General features: G+C 70.0%; 15 protein-coding genes. 5 read left to right on the forward strand and 10 right to left on the reverse strand.

Going from position 1 to position 15,389, the window contains the following annotated elements:
* The first annotated feature begins 150 nt into the window (after positions 1 to 150).
* From FZN60_RS02340 to FZN60_RS29115, 3 genes are all read left to right on the forward strand, one after another.
* Positions 151 to 579 (forward strand): helix-turn-helix domain-containing protein, encoded by a 429-nt coding sequence (locus FZN60_RS02340; RefSeq protein WP_158870715.1) that lies wholly within the window; start codon positions 151 to 153, stop codon positions 577 to 579.
* Positions 580 to 1,117: 538 nt separating this feature from the next.
* On the forward strand, positions 1,118 to 1,558 hold the full coding sequence (locus tag FZN60_RS02345) for a hypothetical protein (RefSeq protein WP_158870717.1): 441 nt from the start codon (positions 1,118 to 1,120) through the stop codon (positions 1,556 to 1,558).
* Between the two features lie 361 nt (positions 1,559 to 1,919).
* The gene (locus tag FZN60_RS29115) at positions 1,920 to 2,045 is read left to right on the forward strand and encodes a hypothetical protein (protein ID WP_255475871.1); all 126 of its coding nucleotides are present in this window, start codon (positions 1,920 to 1,922) and stop codon (positions 2,043 to 2,045) included.
* A 299-nt stretch (positions 2,046 to 2,344) separates the two neighbouring features.
* On the opposite strand, the gene FZN60_RS02355 is transcribed toward FZN60_RS29115, so the two are convergent.
* On the reverse strand, positions 2,345 to 3,451 hold the full coding sequence (locus FZN60_RS02355; RefSeq protein ID WP_158870719.1) for an AraC family transcriptional regulator: 1,107 nt from the start codon (positions 3,449 to 3,451) through the stop codon (positions 2,345 to 2,347).
* A 35-nt stretch (positions 3,452 to 3,486) separates the two neighbouring features.
* Here FZN60_RS02355 and FZN60_RS02360 point away from each other — a divergent pair, with 35 nt between their 5' ends.
* Both FZN60_RS02360 and FZN60_RS02365 read left to right on the forward strand, forming a co-directional pair.
* Complete coding sequence (locus tag FZN60_RS02360) at positions 3,487 to 3,702, forward strand: hypothetical protein (protein WP_158870721.1); 216 nt, start codon at positions 3,487 to 3,489, stop codon at positions 3,700 to 3,702.
* Complete coding sequence (locus FZN60_RS02365; protein ID WP_158870723.1) at positions 3,699 to 5,690, forward strand: primary-amine oxidase; 1,992 nt, start codon at positions 3,699 to 3,701, stop codon at positions 5,688 to 5,690. Before FZN60_RS02360 ends, FZN60_RS02365 begins: the two co-directional genes overlap by 4 nt.
* 29 nt (positions 5,691 to 5,719) lie before the next feature.
* Here the strand turns inward: FZN60_RS02365 and FZN60_RS02370 are convergent, their stop codons facing one another.
* The 9 genes from FZN60_RS02370 to FZN60_RS02410 form a co-directional block, all read right to left on the reverse strand.
* On the reverse strand, positions 5,720 to 7,336 hold the full coding sequence (locus tag FZN60_RS02370) for a GMC family oxidoreductase (protein WP_158870725.1): 1,617 nt from the start codon (positions 7,334 to 7,336) through the stop codon (positions 5,720 to 5,722).
* Between the two features lie 148 nt (positions 7,337 to 7,484).
* Positions 7,485 to 8,324 (reverse strand): ABC transporter ATP-binding protein, encoded by an 840-nt coding sequence (locus tag FZN60_RS02375; protein WP_158870727.1) that lies wholly within the window; start codon positions 8,322 to 8,324, stop codon positions 7,485 to 7,487.
* Entirely contained in the window at positions 8,312 to 9,178 is an 867-nt protein-coding gene (locus FZN60_RS02380; RefSeq protein WP_199266467.1) for an ABC transporter permease, read from the reverse strand. Before FZN60_RS02380 ends, FZN60_RS02375 begins: the two co-directional genes overlap by 13 nt.
* Entirely contained in the window at positions 9,178 to 10,158 is a 981-nt protein-coding gene (locus FZN60_RS02385; RefSeq protein WP_158870729.1) for an ABC transporter substrate-binding protein, read from the reverse strand. The genes FZN60_RS02380 and FZN60_RS02385 overlap by 1 nt, the downstream gene beginning before the upstream one ends.
* A 195-nt stretch (positions 10,159 to 10,353) precedes the next feature.
* Complete coding sequence (locus FZN60_RS02390) at positions 10,354 to 11,322, reverse strand: LysR family transcriptional regulator (protein WP_158870731.1); 969 nt, start codon at positions 11,320 to 11,322, stop codon at positions 10,354 to 10,356.
* A 53-nt stretch (positions 11,323 to 11,375) separates the two neighbouring features.
* Positions 11,376 to 12,887, reverse strand: a complete 1,512-nt coding sequence (locus FZN60_RS02395) for an aldehyde dehydrogenase (RefSeq protein WP_158870733.1) — start codon at positions 12,885 to 12,887, stop codon at positions 11,376 to 11,378.
* A 12-nt stretch (positions 12,888 to 12,899) separates the two neighbouring features.
* Complete coding sequence (locus FZN60_RS02400) at positions 12,900 to 13,574, reverse strand: DUF1028 domain-containing protein (protein ID WP_158870735.1); 675 nt, start codon at positions 13,572 to 13,574, stop codon at positions 12,900 to 12,902.
* The gene (locus tag FZN60_RS02405; protein WP_158870737.1) at positions 13,571 to 13,993 is read right to left on the reverse strand and encodes a RidA family protein; all 423 of its coding nucleotides are present in this window, start codon (positions 13,991 to 13,993) and stop codon (positions 13,571 to 13,573) included. Before FZN60_RS02405 ends, FZN60_RS02400 begins: the two co-directional genes overlap by 4 nt.
* Before the next feature lie 38 nt (positions 13,994 to 14,031).
* On the reverse strand, positions 14,032 to 15,333 hold the full coding sequence (locus tag FZN60_RS02410) for a flavin-containing monooxygenase (RefSeq protein WP_158870739.1): 1,302 nt from the start codon (positions 15,331 to 15,333) through the stop codon (positions 14,032 to 14,034).
* Positions 15,334 to 15,389 lie beyond the last annotated feature (56 nt).

The raw sequence follows: 15,389 nt of genomic DNA on the forward strand, positions 1-15,389 counted from the left end.
CGATTACAGCCGACGACGTGGCCTGGTCGGCTCAGGTCGAGCTTGTTGCGAACGAATCATCATTGATGCGCCGCGATCCAACAAATGACGCATCTGCGCTTAAGGTCGCAGGCGATCCGATCTCGGACAAGACGAAGAACGGGTGCCTCCATGTCTCGACCTGACCTGGATCCGTCGATCGGCACTCGCCTCCAGAACCTCCGCGAGAAGCGCGGTCTCTCGATATCCGCTTTGGGTCGGGAGATCGGCACCACGTATCAGCAGGTCCGGAGGTACGAGTCCGGAGAGAACCGCGTCGACGTCGCATACTCGTATCGCCTCGCGCAGCTCCTGGACGTCGAGATCCACGAATTCTTCCGAGAGCTGCCCGGTCTGTCAACCTGCTCCGGCAGCGTCCTGGCTGCCGGAGCACCCGAGGTGGCGGTCGACCAGAGGCCCGAGGATCGAGATCCCCGAACTCCGTCGCCATCTCGGCGGCTTTCTGCCGACGCTTCGTTCTCGCCGGTGAGCACGTCTTCGGCGGGCTACATCATCCTGTCGTGGAGCACACTCGACGCTCGACAGCATCCGGTCGTCTGATCGACGTAAATAGACGTTGCCGGTCGATCGATGCGATCGATCGACACAGCCGGCATGAGTACGCTCAACAGGCTGTCACGCCGATCGGCGTCGAAGTCTGCCGCCGACTTGCACGTTGCCGCATCGCGGCGGTCGAGACGTGAAGCTGTCGATCGGCATACATGGTCTTTCCGCATGATCGCCGCGGCTCCTGGATCGATCCGGTCCTCGAACTCCGACCCACCGCAGGATGGCTGCGCGGATGGCCAGCCTTCTCGGCCACGCGATGTCGACCGATGGGTTCTCGCACCGCGGCACCGAGTGGATGTCACCATCCGCAGCGGCGCGCCACATGAGCCGCCTGGCAGACCACCGTCTGCCCGTACCATCGCCCGCCTGATGACGCTGAAGCGCGACCATCTGACGAAGGCTGAGACTCTCACGGTCGCCGTGATCGAGAAAGGTGCGCCAGCCCTAGGCGCTTTCCGGCCGGCTGGAGTCGCAAGCCACTACATGATTGCCTCCGCCAACCGGACGGGAGGCAAGGATGGCGAGAGCTTTGTCGATTGATCTTCGGCATCGTGTGTTGAAGGCGATGCGCGAGGGCGCCTCGGCCCATGCTGCGGCTGAGCGGTTCGGGATCGCGATCGCGACAGCGGTGCGCTGGCGCTCACAGGATCGGGCGGGCCGGAGCGATCCCCTGCCGATGGGCAGGGACCGCCGCTCGGGTCGCATCGAGGCGGAGGCTGAGTTCCTTAAAAGCCTGGTTGACGGCAAGGAGGACATCACGTTGCACGAGAAGCAGCGCCGCCTGGCCGACGAGCGCGGGCTTAAGATCGGGATCGGCACGCTCTGGCGTTTCTTCGACCGGCACGGGCTCACATGGAAAAAAGACCGCGCACGCGAGCGAGCAGGAGCGCCCGGACCTTCCGAAGCGGCGGCAGGCCTGATTCAACGATCAGCTCGACCTCGATCCTGCGAAGCTCGTCTTCTTCGATGAGACCAGCCTGCCGACGAAGATGGCGCGGCGCTACGGCCGAGCCCCACGAGGCGAGCGCTGTCGCTCGAGCGTGCCGCACGGCCATGTGTGGACGCCCCTTCTGGCGCAAGAGAAAGCTTCGGTCCAGGTTGCTGCGCGTGATCGGGTGCTGCCATGTGTCCGGCCTCTGATGCGGCGCGCGAGATGGCCGCGGGCCCGTATGGGAGTACGAGGATCAGGTCCACATCACTGGAACGCGCTCGAAGCGCTCCTCATGCGCCTGGTTCTCCCGATCCCGTCTCACCGACGTTGCGCCATATCTGTCCTTCGACCTCTTCACGCCACCGACAGCCTCGCGCCCATCACCAAAGATCTCTACGCCGTGCGCGCTGCCATCTCCTCCCCCTGGTCGAACGACCAGACCGAAGGGCACGTCAACCGCTTGAAGCTCGTCAACGGCCGCGCCAGGTTGGACCTGCTGGAAGCGCGCCTCATCGGCGCACCCTGAACGTCATCGAAAATGCGTCAGACCCGGATTGCATGCCGATCGGCACTGTGAACCTTCGAGGATGCTGGCCACACGCTGGTCTCCAGGCCCTGCCGATCAACACGCAGCGGTGCCGCTCGAAACCCTGGCATGTCCTCGACCGATGCCGATGTGACGCTTAGCGAGCGATATCGACAACGTCATGCATCCACACCGTTCCTCGTGCTGCGCCGGCATGTAGCAAAACCGCGGTCAACGATTGATTCATGCGCCGACGACCTTGAGGAGCTGTAGCTCAGACTGTTTCCTATGACGCTGGATCAATCCGCCATGCGTGATGGGGCGTGGCCGGTCCAGTTGCGGTGCGCGCGCCAGAAGGCGGTGGAATCGGCGTAGCCGAGGCGGGCGGCGAGGGCGGTGCAGGTGACGGTCCCGGAGCGGAGGACCGTACGGGCGGTCTCGGCGCGGTAGTCGCGCAGGAGGTCGCGTAGCGAGGTGCCCTCCTCGCCGAGCCGCCGCTGAAGCGTGCGCGGCGACAGGCCGAGGTCGCGCGCGACGGTGGCGATCGTCACCGGTCGGCGGCCGAGATCGGCGGCGAGAAGCGCGCGAATCCGGTCCTGGAGTCGGGCGCCCGGCGCCTCATCCATCCGCAACTCGGCGATGTGGCGGCGCAGCACCTCGACGAAGCCGCCGTCCTGCGCGCGGAAGGGCCGGCGCAACTCGCCGCCATCCATCACCAGCCGGTTGGCGCCCTGCAGGAAGCGCACTGGTGCGCGGACGATGCGCTCCAGTGCCGCCGCGTCCTCCGGCGATCCCGCGGCGTGCTCGAAATGCACCTCCAGCGGCGCCCAGCGGGGCGAGAAGCAGGCGCGGACGAAACGGCAATTGGCCGAGAGCGTGAACTCGGCGTCCTGCCGGCGCACGCCGAGCGCGGGATCCGTCAGGCGATAGGTCCAGACGCTCTCGTCCGCGTCCCCGCCGCCGGCGAGCAGCGCGGCGGTGCCGCCCTGCAGCGCGTTCATGGAGCGCGCCATGCCCTCGAAGGCCTCGCCGATCGTCGCGGCGCAGGCGAACAGGAGGCCGACCGGGCCGATGTCGGCGGGTTGCGCCTGCGCACCCAGCCGCGCCCCGAGGAGCGGCTCGTCCAGCATCCGCGCCGCATCCTCGAAGAGCGCGAGGTAGCGCTTCATGGGCACGAGGGCGTAGGCGTCGTCGGTCTCCTCGCGCGCGACGCCGTTGCGCGCCAGAAGCGCCTCGACGTCGCCGCCGCACGCCGCGACGTGGTCGAGGACCGGACGCAGAACAGAGGCGCGGATCGCGGCAAAGGGGCGGCCGGCCGGCGCCGGCTCGGCGGGGAGGCTCGCTTGGCGCGGATTATCGAAGGCATGGCGCGGTTCGCCATGGCGCGGGGCGGCGGCGGCAGTCATTGTTTCCCCTGCAACGAACGAGGCTCCGAGGCGCGATGACGGCATTTCAGCTCCTGTCCGTGAGGCATTGCGAGAGGACGGCCGAAGGCGCGGCCGGGGGCCTGATCCTGCTGGCGGCGCTGCTCGTCGGGCTCCTGGCCGCGGCGATGCCGCTGCACCTCGCCTGCGGCCTGTTCTGCGTCCACGAGCGGATCGGGGCGCCCATGGCCTCCGACATCTGCCGCTCCGCATCCCAAAAGGTTTCGCCATGACCACCGCGCCCGCTGCCCATCCGCTCGACCCCTTGAGCCTCGACGAGATCGCGCGGGCGGTCGCCGCGGTCGTGGCTGACCGGGGCCTGGGCCCGAACGCCCGCTACCCGATCGTGCGGCTGGAAGAGCCCGCCAAGGCGGAGCTTTCCGCTTGGCGCGAAACCGGCGCGGCGCCGGACCGGATCGCCTTCGTGCTGACGCTCGACGTCGAGAGCGGCGAGGCGCACGAGGCGCTGGTTGACCTGGAAGACGGCCGCGTGCGGGCCTCCACCATGCTGCCGAACCGCGACGCGCCCTACGGCCAGCCGCCGGTCATGATCGAGGAGTTCTTCCGCTGCGAGGCGATCGTGAAGGCCGACCCGGCCTGGCGCGCCGCCGTGATGCGGCGGGGGCTGACGGAGGCCGAGCTGGAACTCGTCCAGGTCGATCCCTTCTCGTCCGGCTTCTTCGACCGCGACTTCGAGAAGGGCAAGCGCATCGTGCGCGCCGTCGCCTACTGGCGCGAGGCGGTCACGGACAACGGCTACGCCCACCCGATCGAGGGCGTCGTGGCGGTGGTGGACCTCATCGAGAACCGCGTCGTCGACCTCGTGGACGAGGCGCTCGCCATTCCCGTGCCGCGCAAGAAGCGCAATTACGGGCGCGAGGACTTCAGCCCCCGCACCGACCTGAAGCCGCTCGACATCGTCCAGCGCGAGGGGCCGAGCTTCTCGGTGGACGGCTGGAAGGTCGAGTGGCAGGGCTGGTCGTTCCGCGTCGGCTTCACGCCGCGCGAGGGGCTGGTGCTGCACGAGCTGTCGATCCGCGACGGCGAGCGGCTGCGGCCGGTGATCTTCCGCGCCAGCGTCACCGAGATGGTCGTGCCCTATGCCGACCCGACGGCGAACCATTACTGGAAGAGCGCCTTCGACGCGGGCGAGTACGGGCTGGGCCGCCTCGCCAACTCGCTGGAGCTCGGCTGCGACTGCCTCGGCCTCATCCGCTACTTCGACGTGCCGATCGCCGACGACCTCGGCCAGCCGACATTGCTCAAAAACGCGATCTGCATGCACGAGGAGGATTTCGGCATCCTCTGGAAGCACAACGAGTTCCGCACCGGCGTCCACGAGGTGCGCCGCTCGCGCCGGCTGGTGATCTCCTTCTTCGCCACCGTCGGCAACTACGACTACGGCTTCTACTGGTATCTCTACCAGGACGGCACGATCCAGCTGGAAGCCAAGCTCACCGGCATCATCCAGACGGCGGCCGTCGCCGACGGCGAGACCTATCCCTGGGGCGGCATGGTCGACGACAATCTCGGCGGCCCGACGCACCAGCACTTCTTCAACGTGCGCCTGCACATGGACGTCGACGGCGGCGGCAATTCCGTCACCGAGCACGAGTTCCATCCCCGGCCGATGGGCGAGGACAACCCGTTCGGCAACGTCTTCGACACGCGCGTTCGAACGCTGGCCACCGAGAACGACACGGGCGGCATCGCGGACGGGGCGAACGGGCGCTACTGGAAGGTCGTCAACCCGAACGTTGCCAACTCCGTCGGCAAGCCGACCGGCTACAAGATGATCGCCATGCCGAGCCCCCTGATGCTCGCGCAGGAGGGCTCGACGGTGCGCCGGCGCGGCGGCTTCGCCACCCGCCACGTCTGGGTGACGCCCTTCGACAGGGCCGAGAAATACGCCAGCGGCGACTATCCCAACGTCCATGCCGGCGGCGACGGCCTGCCGCGCTACGTCGAGAAGAACCGTCCGATCGAGAACACGGACCTCGTCCTGTGGCATTCCTTCGGCCACACCCACGTCTGCAAGCCGGAGGACTTCCCGATCATGCCGGTGGAATATGCCGGCTTCACGCTGAAGCCCAACGGCTTCTTCGACCGCAACATCGCGATGAACCTGCCGCCCGAGCCGAACCGGCACAGCGTCGACGCGCGCGACGGCGCGGAGCCGCCGGCGCCCGCCGCCTCCTGCTGCGGGAGCCGGGGCGCGTGAAGCGCGAGCCGGGGCGGGAGCGCCCCGGCTCATCGGTCCGCGAGCATCATCGCGGCGCATTTCTCGCCGATCATGATCGAGGGCGCGTTGGTGTTGCCGCTGACGAGGGTCGGCATGATCGAGGCGTCGGCGACGCGCAGGCCGTGGAGCCCGCGCACCTTGAGGTCGGGGCCCGTCACGGCGAGGTCGTCGCTGCCCATGCGGCAGGTGCCGGAGGGGTGGAACACGGTGCTGGCGTCCGAGCGCACATAGGCCATGAGGTCCTCGTCGCTCGCCCGCTTCGGCCCCGGCGCGATCTCCGCGCCGCGGATCGGGGCGAAGGACGAGGCGGCGAGGATGGAGCGGGCGAGCTTCATCCCTTCCACGAGGACGCGCCCGTCCTGCTCCTTGTCGAGGAAGCGGAAGTCGATGGCGAGGCTCGGCCCCTCTGGGCCGGGCTTGAGAAACACCCGGCCGCGGCTTTCGGGCCGCAGGACGCAGGTGTGGATGGCGTAGCCGTGGCCCCACTCGAACAGCCGGCCGCGATGGCTGCGATAGCCCGGCACGAAGTGGAACTGGACGTCGGGCACCGCGCCGGCGAAGCGCGTGCGCGCGAAGCCGCCGGCCTCCACGTAGTTCGTGGTCAGCCAGCCCGCCTTGGAGGCGAGGTAGCGCAGGGGCGAGGCGAGGATGCGCGGGGCCGAGCCCGCCGAGAAGCCGAGCGTCGAGGCGTCGGCCGAGCGCACCGTCACCAGCCCGTCGAGATGGTCCTGGAGGTTGCGCCCGACGCCCGGCAGGTGGTGGCGCGGCTCGATGCCGGCCTGGCCGAGCTCGCCCGCGTCGCCGATCCCTGAGCGCAGGAGGATTTCCGGCGAGCCGAGCGCGCCGGCGGCCAGCACGGTTTCGCGCCGGGAGCCGAGGCGAAGGCGCCGGCCGTTCCGCGTCACGACGATGCCGCGCACGCGCGCGCCCTCGAGGTCGAGGCCGTCCACCCGCGCATCCGTCATCACGGTGAGGTTCGCCCGCCCGCGCACCGGGTGGACGAAGGCGCGGTAGCTCGACAGCCGCCGGGCGTTCGCCTGCGTGACGTTGTAGAGGCCGACGCCCTCGAGCCGCGCGCCGTTGAAGTCCGGGTTCTCCGCCATCCCCACCTCGCGCGCCGCCTCGACGAAGCGGCGCGAAGCGGGATTGGGATCGCGCGGCCGGTCCACCGCGAGCTCGCCCCCGGTGCCGTGGAAGGCGGGGTCGAGGCCGAGGCGGTCGTCCTCGAAGCGCTTGAAGACGGGCAGGACGTCGTCGAAGGCCCAGCCGGGACAGCCCATGGCGGCCCAGCCGTCGTAGTCCGACCGGTCGCCGCGGATGTAGATCATCGAGTTCATGGAGGACGAGCCGCCGAGCATGCGCCCGCGCGGCACGTGGACGCGCCGCCCGTTCAGCTTCTCCTGCGGCTCGGACATGAACTGGTAGGCGTAGCGGTCGCTCTTGTAGAGCGTGATCGTGCCGGCGGGGACGTGGATGCGGGGCGTGCGGTCCTGCCCGCCGCCTTCCACGAGGCAGACCCGCGCGGCGGGGTCGGCGCTCAGCCGGTTGGCGAGGACGCAGCCCGCCGAGCCGGCCCCCACCACCACGTAGTCGAATTCGAGGGCGTCGCCGGTCTCGCTCGTCATGTCGCGTCTTCCTGGCCCGCGGGACCTTTCATGCCGCCGCTCCGTCGAGCGGACCCGTTCGGAGGAGCGGGGCCAAGCCCGAACGGGCGTCCGCCCTTGTGGGCGGAACCCTTCGCCCTGACGACGTCAGGGCGAAGGCGCGCCGGTATCAGTGCTCCTCGTCGATCTCGTCGCGCAGGAGGTCGAGGATGCGGCGCTTGAGCGCGATGAAGTCGGGCTCAAGCGCCAGGTCCATGGAGCGCGGGCGCGGCAGCGCGATGGACAGCTCCGCCTTGATGCGGCCGGGCCGGGCGCTCATCACGACGACGCGGTCGCCGAGCAGCAGCGCTTCGTCGATGTCGTGCGTCACGAAGAGCACCGTCTTCTTGTGTTGCTCCCAGATGCGCAGGAGAAGCTTCTGCATCGTGGCGCGGGTCTGGCTGTCGAGGGCGCCGAAGGGCTCGTCCATCAGGAGGACGCCCGGATCGTTGGCGAGCGCGCGCGCGATCGCCACGCGCTGGCGCATGCCGCCCGACAGCATGGCCGGGTAGTGCTCGGCGAACTGCGTCAGGCCGATCTCGGCGAGGTAGCGGTCGACGATGCCGGAGCGCTCGGCCGCCGACATGCCCTGGCGCTTCGGGCCGTATTCGATGTTCTGGCGCACCGTCAGCCAGGGAAACAGCGTGTAGCCCTGGAAGACCATGCCCCGGTCGGGGCCCGGCTCGTGGACGGAAACGCCGTTCACCGCCATCTGCCCCGAGGTCGCCTCGTTCAGCCCGGCGATCAGGTAGAGGAGGCTCGACTTGCCGCATCCCGACGGGCCGACGATGACGCAGAACTCGTTCGGCGAAACGTCCAGCGACACCCGGTCGAGGGCGACCACCTCGCGGCCCCGGCCGCCGGCATAGACGAGCGAGACGTTCGACACGGACAGGGCGGCGGACCGGCCGGCCTCCGGCCTCACGGTGCCGGCACGCGGCACTGAGGGCGCTTCGATCACATCGCCCATGGCGCGAGCTTTCTGCGGAGGAGCCTGAAGAACAGGTCGGTGACGAGGCCGAGGAAGCCGATCGTCAGGACCGCGAGGAAGATCGTGTCGACCTGGAAGCCTCGCATGGCACGCAGGCTGATGTAGCCGAGGCCGCTGGAGGCGGCGACGAGCTCGGCGACCACGAGGTATGTCCAGGCCCAGCCGGCGGTCACGCGCAGCATGTCGAGGATCGCCGGCAGGGTCGCCGGGAAGACGATGTGCCAGACCACCTCCGAGCGCTTGGTGCCCAGCGTGTAGGCGGCGTTGACGAGGTCACGCGCGATGCCGCGCGCGCTGTCGGCGACCATCACGAGCTGCTGGAAGAAGACGCCGAAGACGATGACGGTGACGCGCTGCTGCAGGCCGATGCCGATCCACAGGATGAAGAGCGGCACGAAGGAGGTGACGGGCAGGTAGCGGATGAAGTTCACCACCGGCTCGATCGCGGCCCGCACCGGCGCGTAGGTGCCCATCCAAAGGCCGACGGGCACGGCGACGAGCGATGACAGGGCGAAGCCGATCATCACCACCTGGACGCTCGACAGGGCGTGGGTCAGGAGGCTTCCGTCGCCGATCATCGCGACGGCGCGTTCGAACACGGCGGTCGGCGTCGGCAGGAACATGGAGGACACGACGCCGCCGTAGGACAGCGCCGCCCAGCAGCCGGCGATCAGGGCCCAGACGGCGGAGGCGAGGACGAAGTTCTGGGAGGACGAGGGCGCCGCGAAGGGCGTCCACGTCCGCGAGCGGCGCCGCGCCGGCGCTTGGCCCGCGGGAGAGGCTTCGGCCCGGCTCCGGCTGCCGGGAGCTTCCATCGCCAGGTCCTGCGCCATCACTCGCCCCGGACGAACTGGGTGCTGACGAGCTCGGCGTAGGAGCCGGGCTGGCGCAGCGCGCCGGAGCCGCCGAGGATCTCGTTGCCGAGCTTGATCAGATCGGAAAGGGGCCCCTGTTCCGCCGTGCCCCAGAAGGCGACGTTGCGTTCCTTGTCGTAGAAGGTGACGCCCTTGGCGGCCTCGGCGAAGGCGGCCGGCTCCGACAGGTAGCCGCCGACGCCCTTTGCCATGATCTCGTAGGCTTCCTGCGGGTTGGACTTGATGTACTCGTTGGCACGGTAGAGGCCGGCGACGAGGGCCTTCACGTCCTCCGGCTGCTTCTCGATCACGTCGCAGCGCAGCTGCACGACGTCCACGATGACGCCGGGCGTCGCGCTGGAGTCGACGAGCACCTTGCCCTTGTTCTGCGCGCGCACGAGCGAGAGATGCGGCTCCCAGGTCACCGCGGCCGGTATCCGGCCGGCGATGAAGGCGGCGGCCGCGTCGTCGGCCGTCATGTTGAGCACCTGAACGTCGGAAAGGCTCATGCCCTCGCGCTTCAGCAGGATGTCGAACCAGAACTCGGAGACCGCGCCCTCGTTGAGGCCGACCTGGGTGCCCTTGAGATCGGCGAGGCTGTTGACGCCCTCGCCGACGAGGACCCCGTCGCCCCCGCTCGAATCGTCGAGCGCCACGACGAAGTTGAAGCAGAAGTCCGACGAGCGGTACTTCATCAGCTCGTCCACCGTGGAGGCCGAGCCGTCGAGATCGCCCGAGGCCACGCCCGCCATGTAGAGCGCGGTGTCCTCGATGAGGTTCAGCTCGACGTCGAGCCCGCCCTCCTTGAAGTAGCCGAGGTCGCGCGCCAGGAAGAGCGGGCCGTAGCCGACCCAAGTCGTCATGCCGAGGCGCAGCGTGCCCGCCTCGGCCGCGAGCGGCGTCGCGAGGAGCGCCACCGAGGTCGTGAGGGCGCCCAACAGGCGGAGAGCTGCTTTCATCGTCTCGATCCCGTGTCTCGAGGGTTGCCGACCGGCCGGAACCGGCGGTCCGCGACGGAAGGGCCGAGAAGCTCGGCGCGAGGAGATGAAATCACTCCGCGATGTTCGGAAAAATTACCAAATTCTGCGGTCCTGCATCGGTTTTTCGGAAGCAGGCGCCATGCGGAAAAGCTGCCCGGACCTTGTGCGACATGCCTAGGAAGGCGGCGTCTCCTGCCCGCGGCGCGTGCGCTTTTCGGTGGCGGGGGCCGCCATGCCGGGGATGTAGCTGTCGGAGATGTAGGCCCGGCAGTGCTGCTCGAAGGCGGTCAGCAGCCGGGGCTTGCGATAGGCGGCAAGCGTCGCGATGCCGAGCCGCATAGGGCGGTGCTCGCCCGCGAGCCGGAGCCGCACGATTCGCTTGCCGTCGAGCGCGACGTCGGAGCGCGGCCGCACGTTGGCGAGCGTGTAGCCATAGCCGTTGGCGACCATGGTGCGCACGACCTCCTGATAGGTCGTGCGCTGGCCGATCACCGGCGTCAGCCCTTCCGCGGCGAAGAGGCCGAGGAAGTATTCGCGACTGAGCGGCAGGTCGAGGAGGATCAGCGGCCAGTCGGTCAGGTCCGACAGGGCGACGGCCGTATGCCCGGCGAGCGGGTGGCTATCGGCCACCCAGACATGGGCGGGCAGGCTTGCCAGGGGCTCGAAGGCGATGCCGGGTGCGAGCGCGAGGTCGTAGGTGATGGCCGCGTCGATTTCGGCGCGCGACAAGCTGGCGATCAGCGAGCCGTGGTCGCCTTCGAGCTGCTGGATCTGGGTGGCGGGAAAGCCTTCGGTGAAGGCGTGCGCCAGCTCCGGCATGACCAGCGGGGCGAGCGTCGAGAAGCAGCCGACGATCAGCCGGCCGCGCACCTGCGCGCTGGTCTCCGAGACGACGGCGTAGAGAGCCTCCGCCTGCTGCACGAGGCGCTTGGCCTCGACGAGGAACGCGCGCCCGGCCGCCGTCAGCGACAGCCCCTGCGCGTGGTGGCGGATGAAGAGCTGCACGTCGAACTCGCGCTCGAGATGCGAGATCGCGGTGGAGATCGAGGGCTGCGAAATGTGCAGCCGCTCGGAGGCGAGGGTGATCGAGCCCGTCTCGCCCGCCGCGACGAAGTATTCGAGCTGCCGGAAGGTGAAGCGCATGTCATGGCCCCGCGTGATGCGGGCGCCGTTCTAGCCGGTTCCGGCCCAGCGCCTCAATCGCCGCTCTCAGCCCGGTAGCGGATCCAGGTCGTCTTCAGGCCGGTATACTTGTCGAGCGCGTGGAGCGACAGGTCGCGGCCGAAGCCGGACTGCTTGAAGCCGCCAAAGGGAGTCTGCGGGCTCAAGGCATCCACCGTGTTGACCGAGACTGTCCCCGCATGGAGGCGATCGGCGACGCGATGCGCCCGCGACAGGTCGTCGGTCCAGACCGAGGCCGCGAGGCCGTAGGGCGAATCGTTGGCGAGGGCGACCGCTTCCGCCTCGCCGTCGAAGGGGATGACGGCGAGCACGGGGCCGAAGACCTCCTCGCGCGCGAGCCGCGAGGAGGCGGCGACCTCGTCGAAGATCGTCGGCTCGACGAAGCAGCCCGCACCCGCGACGCGCACCCGTTCGCCGCCGGTGGCAAGGCGCGCCGTCTCGCGCCCGTCGGCGATGAAGGACAGGATGCGCCCGGTCTGCGCCTCGTCGACGATCGCACCCATGGTCGAGGCGGGATCGAGCGGGTCGCCCGGCCGGATCGCCTCGGCCCTGGCGACGAGCTTTTCGAGAAAGGCGTCCTTGACGGAGCGCTGGACGAGCAGCCGCGAGTTCGCCGAGCACACGGCGCCCTGGTTGAAGAAGATGCCGAAGGCGGCCATGTCGGCGGCCGCGTCGAGGTCGCGGCAGTCGGCGAAGACGAGGTTCGGGCTCTTGCCGCCGCATTCCAGCCAGACCTGCTTCATGTTGGACTGCGCGGAATAGCCGAGGAAGACCTTGCCGATCTCGGTCGAGCCGGTGAAGGCGAGGCAGTCGACGTCCGGGTGGAGGCCGAGCGCGCGCCCCGCCGTCTCGCCGAAGCCCGGCACGACGTTGAGGACGCCGTCGGGCAGGCCGGCTTCGCTGGCGAGTTCGGCCAAGCGCAGCGCCGAGAGCGGCGACTGCTCGGCGGGCTTGAGGACCACGCTGTTGCCGGCGGCGAGCGCCGGCGCGCACTTCCAGGCCGCCATGTCGAGCGGGAAGTTCCAGGGCACCACGGCGCCGACGACGCCGAGGGGCACGCGCCGCACCAGCGCGAGGTCGCCGCGCCCCGTCGGCGCCGCCTCGTCGTAGAGCTTGTCGGCCGCCTCGCCGTACCATTGGAAGACGCCGGCGGCGCCCGGCACGTCGATCGCCGCGGCGTCCTTGACGAGCTTGCCCATGTCGAGGCTTTCGAGAAGGGCGAACTCGTGGAGGTGGGCGCGGATGAGGTCGGCGAGCCGGAGGAGCACCGTCTTGCGCTCGGCGGGCGCGGCGCGCGACCAGGACCCGGCCTCGAAGGCGCGGCGCGCGGCGCGCACCGCCCGGTCGACGTCCTCGGAGGCCCCTTCCGCGACCGCGGCGATCACTGCGCCGGTCGCCGGGTTCACCGTGTCGAAGGTGCGGCCGGAGGCGGCGGGCAAGAAGCGCCCGTCGATGAACGCCTGAGTGCGGATGTCGAGCGCCCGGGCCTTGGCCGTCCAGGCGGCGCGATCGAGTTCGGTGGTCATGTCGGCCAATTCCTATTCGTCGCCCGGCACGCCGTAGCTCGGCGCTGCCGCGGGATCGAGGGCGCGCGTCACGTAGGCGTCGAGCTGCGGCCGGTAGAGCGCCCAGAGCGCGGCGAGGTCCTCGATCGGGCAGGTGTGCGTCCAGTCGACGCGAAGGTCGGCGACCGGCCACTCGACCTCGTCCACGAGCTTGAGGCCCGCCGAATGCACGGGGCCTTCCTCGCCCCCCGCTTCGACCGCCGCCCGCATCGCGGCGAGGAGGCGATCGCCGAGATGGCCGCTCGACGCTGCGAAGGCCTCGACCATGCGGTGCGGGACGCCCGCGTCGGCCAGAAGGTTGCCGCCGCAGGCGACGTCCGGCCCCCGGGCCTCGGCGAAGGTGCCGAGCGCGCGCGGGCCGGAATGGACCGCCGAGCCGCCGGCGGCGTCGACCGCCAGCACCTGGCGGAAGTCCATGTGCCGGGTAGACGCCCTGAGGATCTCGATCGCCTGCTCGGCGCCCGCGCCGAGCGCCATGAGGTCGAGCGTCCTGTTGCCGAGCCGCGGGTCCGTCACGTTCTGGCTGGCGACGGCGCCGACGCCGGCCCGCGCATAGGCGCAGCGCGCCGCCACCGCCGGCGAGGACGAGGCCACCGCGACGCCGAACATGCCGGTCTTCGCGCAGCGCGCGACGATCGAGAAGGTCACGCGGCGTCCTCCGGGATCACGGCTATCGCGTCCACCTCGACCAGCCATTCGGGCCGCGCCAGCGCCGAAACGACGATGCCGGTGGAAACGGGATAGACGCCCTTCAGCCAGCGGCCGACGACGCGGTAGACGTCCTCGCGGTAGCGCGGATCGGTGATGTAGATCGTGATCTTGCAGATATGCGCCAGCTCGGCCCCCGCCTCGCCGAGCAGCAGGGCGATGTTGGCCATCGCCTTCTCGGTCTGGCCCGCGGCGTCGCCGATCGCCACGCTCTGCGAGGTGTCGAGGTCCTGGCCGATCTGGCCGCGGACGAACACCATCGAGCCCTTGGCCACCACCGTCTGGCAGAGGTCGTTGTCGAGCTTCTGCTCGGGATAGGTGTCGCGCGTGTTGAACGTGCGGATGCGGGTGTGTGCCACAGGGGCCTCCATCGATCGGGTGCGGGTCGCGTCGCGCGTCAGGCCGAGGCCGCGCGCCGGGCGGGCGCGGCCTTCGCGTCCGCGGCCTCGCGGGCCTCGTGATAGGCGAGGTAGGAGCGCTGCGTCGCGATGTGGTCGGCCAGGTAGCGGGCGTCGTGCCAGACGCCCCAGATGAAGCTCGACCCGCGCCCCGACAGCCAGGGCAGGCCGAGGAAGTAGATGCCGGGCTCGCTCGATACGCCGCGCTGGTGGGCCGGGCGGCCGTTCGCGTCGAAGGCGTCGACCTCCAGCCAGCCGTAGTCGGCTGTGTAGCCGGTCGCCCAGACGATCGCCGAAACGCCCGCCGCGGCGAGGTCCAGCTCCAGGATCGGCTCGCTCACGCAGGACGGGTCCTCGCCGATGCTGCGCGCTTCCGGCTCCTCCGGCAGGTCGAGCCCGTTGCGCGCGACATAGGCGTCCGCCTCGTCGAGAAGGGCGAGGTAGCTCGCATCGCCCCGCGCGATGGTCTCGGCGAGGTCGGGCGCGAAGCGCAGCACCCCGTCGGCGAAGGACTCGGTGCGCCCGACCAGCGTCATGCCCTCGGCCGCCAGCCGGCGGAAATCCATGGTCTCGCCGCCCCGCGCGCCGCTGACGGCGATGGTGACGTGCTCCGTGCCGGACGCGCGGGACTGGATGTCCCACTTGCCGAGCACCCCCAGCCACCACACGAAGTCGCGCCCGCGATAGGCGCGCGGCGGGCGCTCGTGCGGCCCGATCGACAGGACGACCCGCCGCCCGGCGCGCGACAGCTCGTCGGCGATCTGGACGCCCGAGGAGCCGGCGCCGACCACGAGCACGGCGCCGTCCGGCAGTTGTCCCGGATTGCGGTAGTCGGCGGAGTGGATCTGCGCAGGCCCCTTTCCGCTCGGCACGACCGGCGGGATCACCGGGGTCTGGAAGGGACCGGTGGCGGCTACGACGTTGCCGGCCTCGATCACGCCCTGCGAAGTCTCGACGCGAAAGCCACGCCGCCCCTCCAGCCGGCTGACACGCCGCACCTCGACCCCGCAGCGCACGGGAGCGGAAAAGGCTTCGGCATAGCGCGCGAAATAGCCCGCGACCTCGTCCTTCGGCACGAAGGCGTCGGGATGGAAGGCGTCGAATTCGAGGCCGGGAAAGCGGTCGTGCCAGGCCGGGCCGTTGGCGACGAGCGAGTCCCAGCGCCCCGAGCGCCAGCGCTCGGCGATGCGGCCGCGCTCCAGGACGAGGTGCGGCACGCCGTTGCGGCCGAGATGCTCGCTCATCGCGACGCCGGCCTGTCCCGCTCCGACGACGAGCGTATCGATCTGTTCCACTGACATTCCCGGTCCCTCCGACGGCCCGGATTCCGCCGCGGGGGCGTATCCGTCCATCGAGG

Source organism: Antarcticirhabdus aurantiaca (assembly GCF_009765365.1).
GTDB classification, from domain to species: domain Bacteria; phylum Pseudomonadota; class Alphaproteobacteria; order Rhizobiales; family Rhizobiaceae; genus Antarcticirhabdus; species Antarcticirhabdus aurantiaca.

What these genes read in the sequence shown, in the direction of transcription:
- FZN60_RS02365 (WP_158870723.1), top strand. Translation starts at nt 3,699, where the DNA reads ATGACCACCGCGCCCGCTGCCCATCCGCTCGACCCCTTGAGCCTCGAC.
- FZN60_RS02380 (WP_199266467.1), bottom strand. Translation starts at nt 9,178, where the DNA reads ATGGCGCAGGACCTGGCGATGGAAGCTCCCGGCAGCCGGAGCCGGGCC.
- FZN60_RS02390 (WP_158870731.1), bottom strand. Translation starts at nt 11,322, where the DNA reads ATGCGCTTCACCTTCCGGCAGCTCGAATACTTCGTCGCGGCGGGCGAG.
- FZN60_RS02360 (WP_158870721.1), top strand. Translation starts at nt 3,487, where the DNA reads ATGACGGCATTTCAGCTCCTGTCCGTGAGGCATTGCGAGAGGACGGCC.
- FZN60_RS02375 (WP_158870727.1), bottom strand. Translation starts at nt 8,324, where the DNA reads ATGGGCGATGTGATCGAAGCGCCCTCAGTGCCGCGTGCCGGCACCGTG.
- FZN60_RS02395 (WP_158870733.1), bottom strand. Translation starts at nt 12,887, where the DNA reads ATGACCACCGAACTCGATCGCGCCGCCTGGACGGCCAAGGCCCGGGCG.
- FZN60_RS02370 (WP_158870725.1), bottom strand. Translation starts at nt 7,336, where the DNA reads ATGACGAGCGAGACCGGCGACGCCCTCGAATTCGACTACGTGGTGGTG.
- FZN60_RS02410 (WP_158870739.1), bottom strand. Translation starts at nt 15,333, where the DNA reads ATGTCAGTGGAACAGATCGATACGCTCGTCGTCGGAGCGGGACAGGCC.
- FZN60_RS02385 (WP_158870729.1), bottom strand. Translation starts at nt 10,158, where the DNA reads ATGAAAGCAGCTCTCCGCCTGTTGGGCGCCCTCACGACCTCGGTGGCG.
- FZN60_RS02355 (WP_158870719.1), bottom strand. Translation starts at nt 3,451, where the DNA reads ATGACTGCCGCCGCCGCCCCGCGCCATGGCGAACCGCGCCATGCCTTC.
- FZN60_RS02340 (WP_158870715.1), top strand. Translation starts at nt 151, where the DNA reads ATGTCTCGACCTGACCTGGATCCGTCGATCGGCACTCGCCTCCAGAAC.